1 protein-coding gene is annotated in these 353 nt (G+C 67.4%); it reads left to right on the top strand.

The annotated features are described in order from the left end of the window. The coding region (locus tag C7I84_RS29390) for a sugar phosphate nucleotidyltransferase (RefSeq protein WP_245428667.1) at positions 1-353 on the top strand (353 nt) is incomplete at both ends.

The raw sequence follows: 353 nt of genomic DNA on the forward strand, positions 1-353 counted from the left end.
GCTGCGCTTCGTCGAGAAGCCTGACCTGGCGCGCGCCGAGAGCTATGTCGCCGCCGGCAGCTTCTACTGGAACGCCGGCATGTTCTGCTTTGCCGCGGGCACCATGCTCGGCCTGCTCGAATCCTTGACCCCCGACATTTTGCGCGACTGCCGGGCGGCGCTGAAGGCGGCGCGGCGCGTCAAGGGCGACGGCGTCGCCCAGATCGAGCTCGACAAGGCCCGCTTCGCCGCGGTGCGAAAAGAATCGATCGATTACGCGGTGCTGGAGAAGGCGGAAAACGTGTCGGTCGTGCCCTGCGACATCGGCTGGAGCGACATCGGCTCGTGGACGGCCTTCGCCGACCTGCTTGCGG

The sequence above is a fragment of the Kumtagia ephedrae genome (assembly GCF_003012745.1).
Taxonomy (GTDB): Bacteria; Pseudomonadota; Alphaproteobacteria; order Rhizobiales; family Rhizobiaceae; genus Kumtagia; species Kumtagia ephedrae.